The sequence below is a fragment of the Nostoc sp. UHCC 0251 genome (assembly GCF_034932245.1).
In the GTDB taxonomy this organism is placed as follows: Bacteria; Cyanobacteriota; Cyanobacteriia; order Cyanobacteriales; family Nostocaceae; genus Nostoc.
Genome location: NZ_JAYGHD010000241.1, coordinates 1 through 2547, shown reverse-complemented (window position 1 = coordinate 2547; position 2547 = coordinate 1). Strand labels below are relative to the sequence as shown.

The 2547-nt window shown below is 42.7% G+C and carries 2 protein-coding genes; one reads left to right on the top strand and one right to left on the bottom strand.

Annotation, left to right across the window (positions count from 1 at the left end; genetic code table 11):
* Window positions 1-372: 372 nt before the first annotated feature.
* Window positions 373-672 (bottom strand): hypothetical protein, encoded by a 300-nt coding sequence (locus VB740_RS17840; protein ID WP_323201293.1) that lies wholly within the window; start codon window positions 670-672, stop codon window positions 373-375.
* Between the two features lie 576 nt (window positions 673-1248).
* On the opposite strand from VB740_RS17840, the gene VB740_RS17835 reads away from it, so the two are divergent.
* Complete coding sequence (locus tag VB740_RS17835; protein ID WP_323201292.1) at window positions 1249-2454, top strand: histidine kinase; 1206 nt, start codon at window positions 1249-1251, stop codon at window positions 2452-2454.
* Window positions 2455-2547 lie beyond the last annotated feature (93 nt).

Below are 2547 nucleotides of genomic sequence, written 5' to 3'. Positions count from 1 at the left end.
AAGCATACCAAAAAACGGCATTAACTCATCAAAGTTGACTTGCCAGACCACTAGTGGTCTGTCAAATTCATTTTGACGGTTAGAGAGACGCGATAAATCGCCGTCTCTACAGGTAATTTATCTATCAATTATTTATTGACAGACTACTAGATGGACAATCAATTTTTTAGATAGTTCTGGAAATATTCACTTGGCAAAGCGGATAACTGATTGAAAACTAGCTAAAGAACAGTGTAGCTACCAAAAGCTTTAATCTTCTTCCAAATGCATTAGGCTAATGCTACCGCCAAGCAATTGAAGTGATAGACTAAGACTAAAGCCCCCCTTAGCCTCACCCAAGGAGGGGAATGGGTAAAGTTCGCTAACGCTGGCTTACAATCGATTCTGGAAATTATTCATCCGACGATGGTAAGCTGAATAAGGCAATAGCTGGAAAATGCCACTATTAAGCAATTCCAGGAACTTAGCGTAAGTTTGTGGTTCTTTGGGACCGGGGTGATAGGCAAAGCAGTCAAGTGTCGCAGCAGTTTCGCTAGTATCTCTAAATTGATTTTCTAGGGAAAGTGCTACTTGTGCTGTAGTCAAGAGTTTCTTGGCAGCCTCGAAAGCAGTCAGTGCTTTCTCTAAAAGTGCGTAGTTTACCGCCGTAGGCATTGCCTCTCTATTATCCAAGGCTTTCTTTGAGATAATCCATCCCCTGTTCTTCTGGGATAGGGTACAGATTCTTTTAGGAAAGCTGGGTAGAGGGTGCGCTCCGCAAGTTATAGAGGCAGTACATAGTTAACTGTGACTATTTCCCTAATCCTACTAATGATTGGGTAAAGGCAAAAAAACACTTCATCAGATGCACTGACGGTTGAGAAAGCCCTCTACAAACTTGGTCTGAACAGTTAACAGCTTCCTGATAGATTAGATACAATTAGCATCTGCGTTTGCTTGGGTGATCACTTATTCAAAGCAAGTAGTCAAATTGACATACCGTTCAACCTTTCACCTGCTAGCTCTGGCAAAAATTTTTGATTCAGGGCAAATTAAGACTTATATTCAAGGGACTTGGGTGTTTCTTAGAGATAAAGTTAACCAAAACAGGGCAAAAGGCTGAAAAAGATATGTCTGATGTCAAAAACGCAGAACTGATAGGAGTATTAAAAATCTAAAATAGATATTAAATTGAAGAAGAAAAAACAACGACCATCGACAACCGTCAATCTATTTTACTTTCTGTAAAGCGTCGCCGGGTTGTTACCAGTGCTGAAACACGATTACATGCAAGTTTCCCAGGATCAGCCTATTCATTCTGAGGCTCCACTCCAGCTGTTACTGTTTATCGATGGACGCCCAAAGTCCCGACAACAAGTACAGCGAATCCGTGCTTACTTAAAAGAATTGCAGGCTGAGTATAGTTTTGAAATTCAAACGATCGATGTTGGACAACAACCTTACTTAGCAGAACACTTTAAATTGATAGCAACACCAGCTTTAATCAAAATCCATCCAGAACCACAACAAGTTCTGGCTGGTAGTAATATAATAACGCAATTGAAAAGCTGGTGGCCTCGCTGGCAAGCTGCTGTAGACGCCTACTTAAAGGTGCAGGAAGACTTACAAGAACGTATAGATGACAATACTAGGGCGATATCACCCAAATCCACTATCCGTTCTGTTGCTGTTTCTGCGGAACTCATCCGACTCTCAGACGAAATCTTTCGCTTAAAACAGGAAAAAGATAACCTCCAAGAGCAGCTACAGTTTAAAGACCGGGTGATTGCTATGCTGGCGCACGATCTCCGCAATCCCCTAACTGCTGCCGCGATCGCAATCGAAACTCTCCAATCTAACTACAATTTAGATACAGGGCAATTTCAGCGCCTCAAGCCATCCATGACGGCGCATTTATTAAAACAAGCCCGCAATCAAACTAAGGTCATTGACCGGATGATTGCTGACCTTTTAGAGGTAGGTCGTGGCAAAGATACAGAGTTCCCTATTCTACCACAAAAGGTACAACTAGGTAAACTTTGCTTAGATGTATTAGAAGAATTGTGCGATCGCTACACCGCCAAATCCCAAGAGGTAGAAACAGATATTCCTAATGACTTGCCATACGTATATGCTGACCCAGAACGCATTCGTCAAGTGCTAGTGAATTTGTTGGATAATGCCATCAAATATACCCCAGAAGGTGGCAAGATTAGCATTGCCGGATTGCACCGCACTACTCAAAAAGTTCAGTTTAGTATTGGCGATACTGGGCCTGGTATTCCTGTAGAGAATCGCGATCGCATCTTTGAAAACCACTTCCGCCTGCAACGAGATGAGGGTACACAAGGTTACGGGATTGGTCTTTGTTTATGCCAACGCATCATCCTGGCACATTATGGCCAAATTTGGGTAGACTCTGCCCCCAATAACGGAGCATGGTTCCACTTCACACTGCCAGTTTACCCTTCCTAGAGATTGGTCAGCCCCTTTGGGGAAGTCAAAAGTCAGCACAATTCGCAATTCGCAATTCGCAATTCGCAATTAATGCCCCAGGATTTATCCGGG